General features: G+C 58.0%; 5 protein-coding genes and 2 pseudogenes. All 7 read right to left on the reverse strand.

What is annotated here, in order from left to right; genetic code table 11:
- A pseudogene (locus R5H23_RS13880) lies at positions 1–238 on the reverse strand (hypothetical protein); the annotation flags it as partial.
- Positions 239–240: 2 nt separating this feature from the next.
- A complete protein-coding gene (locus tag R5H23_RS13885) occupies positions 241–585 on the reverse strand; it encodes a hypothetical protein (RefSeq protein WP_211513366.1) in 345 nt (114 codons plus the stop codon).
- Between the two features lie 69 nt (positions 586–654).
- Entirely contained in the window at positions 655–1,311 is a 657-nt protein-coding gene (locus tag R5H23_RS13890) for a hypothetical protein (protein WP_317215800.1), read from the reverse strand.
- Entirely contained in the window at positions 1,312–2,397 is a 1,086-nt protein-coding gene (locus R5H23_RS13895; protein ID WP_317215801.1) for a hypothetical protein, read from the reverse strand. It lies immediately after the preceding gene.
- Positions 2,397–3,155: a hypothetical protein gene (locus tag R5H23_RS13900; RefSeq protein ID WP_317215802.1), complete on the reverse strand. Its 759-nt coding sequence runs from the start codon at positions 3,153–3,155 to the stop codon at positions 2,397–2,399. The genes R5H23_RS13895 and R5H23_RS13900 overlap by 1 nt, the downstream gene beginning before the upstream one ends.
- A gap of 6 nt (positions 3,156–3,161) precedes the next feature.
- Positions 3,162–4,838, reverse strand: coding sequence for a hypothetical protein (locus tag R5H23_RS13905; protein ID WP_317215803.1), 1,677 nt, complete (start codon positions 4,836–4,838; stop codon positions 3,162–3,164).
- Position 4,839: 1 nt separating this feature from the next.
- A pseudogene (locus tag R5H23_RS13910) lies at positions 4,840–5,405 on the reverse strand (phage tail protein); the annotation flags it as partial.

Genomic DNA, 5,405 nt, shown 5'->3' on the forward strand with positions numbered 1-5,405 from the left:
GCCAGTTGGTCCAGCAATCGTTGTGAGTGTCCGGCTCCATCTGGCAAAGGCCACGCGCTGGACCATAGCCGGCATTTGTGCGCTGCCGAACGTAGCGAAGCTGGCTTTCTGCCATGGCAATGCCAAGCATCAGATTGATAGCGGCGATACTCGCAAACTGACTTCCCATAGCCGTTAGGGTTGGAACGACGATGAAATTTTTCACCTGCCCTGGGTCGAGGCCATACATGGAAGACATCTTTACTGCCCTACCGAGACGACCAGGTGGACAACCCCGGATCCAAGGATTGACGTCAGGAGCGTGATGGCGGCTGTCACGACAGCCCGCGCACCGAATAGGCGGTCGAGCTTGCCGTTGATCTGCCGGTTGCTGCTTTCCATGGACTTTGCGAGGGCTTCGATCTCGCTGCGCAGCGATGCGATTTCATGCCGCATCTCCGTTCGGAGATCGGACTGGCTGCTGTCCACGCTGGAGAGCCGGGTCTCCAGTGTCAGGCACCGATCTTCGAGGACCCGGATCCGCTCTGCCGGCGTAGAAGCATCAGGAAGACTTGCGGCCGGAGCGTCCGTCTGTGTGTCAGGCATGGTTTTTCCATAAAAAAAGCCGCCCGGAGGCGGCTGTCAGAACAGGGTCAAGTGTATGAGGGCTGGCGATCAGGCCAGGACTGGGTCAGGCCGCGCCGGCAATGTCGTGCTGGTCGTGTCAGTACCGCTGGCAATCGCTGCGACAGCTTTCACATACGCCTTCATGGCGTCGGTGAAGGCCTCGCCCATGGCAGCGGCCAGACTGGCCTGTTGCTGGATCCAGGTCTGTTCGGTCTCGGCCTGGAGCTTTAGCGGAATGGGCGCAGCCGGCGGCGTGTAATCCACGATCTTGCCGTCCTGAAGACCCTTGTTTCCCTTGTAGCCATAATCCCCGCCCAGAGCCTGCCATTCAGCCGCAGACAGAAAATGCATGTCGGCCAGGGCCGGGAGATTGGCATGAGAGCCAAGCGTCCACAGATCGAACCAGCTGAGAACAGCGGTCGGCTGCGCGGCCGAGTGGTCGTAACAGGCGACATAGCGCCCACCATAGGTCAGCGCGCCATTGCTGACAGGGATGTTGCTGGCCCCGACCGTGTCAGAAAACTGGTCGGCCGTCAGCACGATCAGGCTGGAGGCAGCCGGAAGATCCAACACATTGATGCGGGCCTGCGGATCTTCCGTGGTGCCGGACCAGGCGTCATAAACGCCCGTGACGGTCGTGCCATCCGTGGCCGCATAATAGCGGTCCGGATAGGCGGCCTTGATGGCCTCAAGAGCAGTGGTCATTTATTTGGGTCCGATTGCAAATACCGTGATGTCTGTTGTGCCGCCGCCGTTGATCCACAACGTGAAGCCGCCCGCATCGGCATTGACCGCCTTGCAGTTCGCATCGCTCGCACTGGCGTTCTGCGCCATCACCTGCGGCGTATCCGAGAAGCCGGACGAGAACGTCACGCGGCTTTGAGAGGCGACGCCACGGACAATCATGCGGACAATCTTGTCCGTCTTGGGAAGCGGCAGATCGTCAGTGAAGACGAAGCCGTGACCGTTCCAGTTAATGGCGCTGGTGGACACAGAGAAAAAAGCGTTCCCCGATCCGTCATAGGCCACGGCGTTTCCGTCTGGCTGAAAGCTGAATTTCCCGCCGCCATACTGAACCGTCAGATAGCCGTTGATGGTCTGATTTTGGCTGGTATCGCCCGCACGCAGGATACGGGTGTCTGCATTGGCGCTTGCAGAACTGGCTGCACTGGAAGCGTTTGTCGCACTGTTGGCGACGTCATTGACACGGGCATTCGTGGCATAGTCGCCGGAGGGCTGATAGGTGTGCCAGGCTCCGCCCGCATAGACGCCAAGCTGGCCACTGCCCAGATAGATTGTGAGCAGGTCCGGAGCCGCACCGTTGGCGTCACCATATTTCCGCAGGTATCTGGCATCCGCCTGATGCGCAGGAACAGCCTGTTGGCCGCTCCAATCGGTTACGTCAGGCACCAGAGCTTGATCGCGAATGATAAGAGAGATTGCGGTGATCTGGCCAGCTACAGAGAAACCGCCATCTTTATCAAAGTAAGGTACGAACCTTGCAGGGACCTCATTATAAACTTCCACGCCCCCGGTGAAGCGCAAAGCCTCAGTGGTACCAAGCGTATTCCCGTAAATTTCGCTCCGTGCGATTTTGGCTGGTGCGCCAGCCGTCAGTGTTCCAATACCCCACTCAGCCTGGGAGCCATCATCGGCATAATAAAATACCTGCCCCCCACCTGGGAAAGCCTGCGCAAAAGAAATGCGGTTCAAAGGGGGGCCGTTCAGGATGAAGTCCCCAACGCCTGGATTACTCGACGTCTCCAGGACAAAGTCTTGCAGCAGAGTCATCACAGTCGCTCCGTCATGTTGAATGTCCAGCTACGCCGATCAGCTGCGCCAAATGGATTGCCGAGATCCCCGCCACTCAGTCGGCCATAAATCGCCTGCTTTTGCAGCGCAGGCGCAGAGGGGTCAGGAATAAAGAGAATATTTTCCCCCCGCGCTGCTACAGCCTGAATATCCGAGAGGATATCTGCCTCTGCCGATCCATAAGACTGATGAGCGATGGATGCTTTTTTCTGGATCCACCGCGTCTGGGGAAATTCTGCTCCAGACAGGGCCGTGACCTCATCAACACCCAGATTGAATCCTGAGGTGCTGTCTGTAGAAAAATTCCGGATGGGCTGCCAGAGCGGCCCCACGTACGCCAGCGGGACCGAAAGATATCCATCAGGGTTGGTGGCATCCGAAATCGACATCTGAACAGCGTCAGCGACCAGGTCAGGCGGCAACACAAATGTAGCCTGGCCCCCTGCCGTTTCCATCGCTGTGGTTACTTCCTGCACCACAGCGTTATCGCGCCTCAGAACGAGCCGCCACGATGCCCCTGCCGTTAAATTTGTCCGATGCAGGGACACAGCGCGGACGGGAGAAGCCTGGGCAAACTGGACTGTCAGAGTGGCTTGTGTCCCAAGAGCGCGCCAGGCGTAGGCAGAACTTCCCTGCGGAGACGTCAGATTGCTTACTGGAAGAGCAGCCACACTGCTGTCTGCTGTCAAAGCTGCCGACAGGATGAGGTTCTGATAACCAATTCCACAGTTTTCCATGATGTCTCACATAATATCGGGCCAGAAGTCGCCCATAATTCCTGTCATCGGCAGGCTCCAGATGACTAGGATTTGCAAAGTTGCCGTCGCGTCTCCGCCTCGAATGTGTTCCGCCACCACGATCCCAACAGTGATGCCATCGAGACCTGGCACAGCGGCCTGGATGGAGACATAATCACCAAGGTCCAGTTGCCAGCTAATTTCTACAGGGACGGTCACAGACCAAAGAGACTTGTAAGCTCCCCAGAGCTTTCCATGAGCATCAGCAACTGTCTGGGCATCTCCTGCGGCATTCAGAGCTGTGACCAGGGATGCAGGGTCATTTGGAACCCGCCACCTTGCCCTCAGGCTGGCATCGGACCAGACCGCATTTCGATCAGCCGTGCCGATAACAGACTGTCGGCTGGCCGGGGCCTGAGGATGCAAACCGGAGCCCGCGGTCTGGACTGTAAAATTATGCTGCCACCCAATCCGCCAGCGCCATGTGGGAGGACTGAGAGAAGAATCCAGCGCTATGGGTTGAATTTCGGTCATTTCGTTGGCGGTCAATGTCATGACCGTGGACGTCGTTTCATCCCAGGCCAGGAGTTGGACGGGACGCAGTTTACCCTCTCGCGTCGGGACGATTGAAATACCAAGCCCTGAGAGCAGCGTGCGGACAACGTCCTGCCCCGTGACCGTTTCCGTTCCGTCCCAGAACCAGCCAGCACGCCAGGGCGCGAGACTGCTTTGGTTTTCCCACTGATTGTCCAGATAGGACGCTGGAAGCCTGAAGTCCTCCAGAAGCATCTGTCGCAGGATATCCAGAACATTGGCAGGGCCTGCGCCGGACGGAAACGCGCCGACTGCATCCACGGTAATCCCGTAAACCGGCCGGGTTCCGAGCCGGATCCATGTTCCTGTCCCACTTCTCTGGATCAGATAGGTGCCGGGAGCCGGAGACTGCGCATAGATGTCTGTCACCGTTCCGGAAAAGGTTATGCCTCCTGCAAAGCCGCCCTCATAGAGTGCGGAAATTTCTGCTGGCGCATCACTGACCTGATAGACGTAATTCACGGCATCGATCAGGACGGGCGTGATGTTGCAGACCGTTCCCCGCAGGGTTGGCATGAGACGCCCTGTGACGTTTGAGTCTCCATCCAGACCGCCCGTGCCGCCATAGATGCGGCCGGTCATGGTCACATCCAGCCAGGAAAGCGCCCCGAGCAGCGGAATGGTCAGGGTGCGACGCCCCGGCTGCCAGAGCGTGCCCAGGCCAGCGAAAACCGGCTTGAGGTCTGCCCGCGCTGGATCCATCCAGATCCCACGCTCACGATCGAGAATTTTCTGACCACTCAGGATCCTGATGGGCAGATGATCGTTCGTCTGATTGACAACATAGTCATCCAGCGAGCCGTCATTGATCAGGGTGATCGATCCGAAGCTCGATGCCCCACCGAGCGCGTCAGACGTGAGAGAAATTCCCCTATCAAGATCGAATGCCTGGGTGACGAGCGGGACATAAGGGCTGTGGTTTTCATCGACATACCCCATGTCCGAGAAACGCAGAGTCTGGATTGTTTCCAGAGCCGCAGTCTGTCGACGCAGTGTTCCGTGCGGTCGACTGCCATGGGCCGGGCGATCATCGAGCTGGACAGAAAGCATGTTGACCAGGTCAATCTCTACCGCCCGGAACAGTGTCACGTCATGCTGCCTTTCCTGTTGTCGATTTGAGGTTGGTCATCCGGAATTCCGACAGCAGTTTGCCGAGCAGCGTAACCATCTGCTGCTGTCCTTCACTGATCGTCGTCGTAGTGGACTTCAAGGCATCCTGAAGGACAGACGCTGTCAGCGTGTTTGTATCCAGCTGACCAACCGTCTGAAGGGCCTGCATCACCCGCTGGTAGTCCGTGGCGTATTGCACCCCGGATCCGTTGTAGGTCTTGCTGGCAGACAGGAACGTCTGAAAGTCGTCCTGAAGGCTTGAGAGTGCGGAAGCACTTCCACCCTGCGCGGCGGTCAGATCTGTCGTCAGGTTGTCGTTTGCGACCTTGTACTGATCAGCAGCGGACAGCGGTGAAGCATCCGACGTGGCCAGTCCCTTGGCGTAACTTTCCAGACCGGACAGCGTGCTCTGGACACTTTGCAGCGCCTGGTCGTCATACTGCTGCTGGATCTTCAGCCGTTCGGCCGACAAGGTCTTTTCCAGATCGGCTGACTGATTGATGTACTCCTGCTGCGACTTGTAGGAATCGCCCAGGAATGCCTCCC

This window comes from Gluconobacter sp. GP1, assembly GCF_032913585.1.
Lineage (GTDB): Bacteria > Pseudomonadota > Alphaproteobacteria > Acetobacterales > Acetobacteraceae > Gluconobacter > Gluconobacter cerinus.

Excerpts from the sequence above, each read along its gene's own strand:
- R5H23_RS13885 (WP_211513366.1), bottom strand. The coding sequence starts at position 585 with ATGCCTGACACACAGACGGACGCTCCGGCCGCAAGTCTTCCTGATGCT.
- R5H23_RS13890 (WP_317215800.1), bottom strand. The coding sequence starts at position 1,311 with ATGACCACTGCTCTTGAGGCCATCAAGGCCGCCTATCCGGACCGCTAT.
- R5H23_RS13895 (WP_317215801.1), bottom strand. The coding sequence starts at position 2,397 with ATGACTCTGCTGCAAGACTTTGTCCTGGAGACGTCGAGTAATCCAGGC.
- R5H23_RS13900 (WP_317215802.1), bottom strand. The coding sequence starts at position 3,155 with ATGGAAAACTGTGGAATTGGTTATCAGAACCTCATCCTGTCGGCAGCT.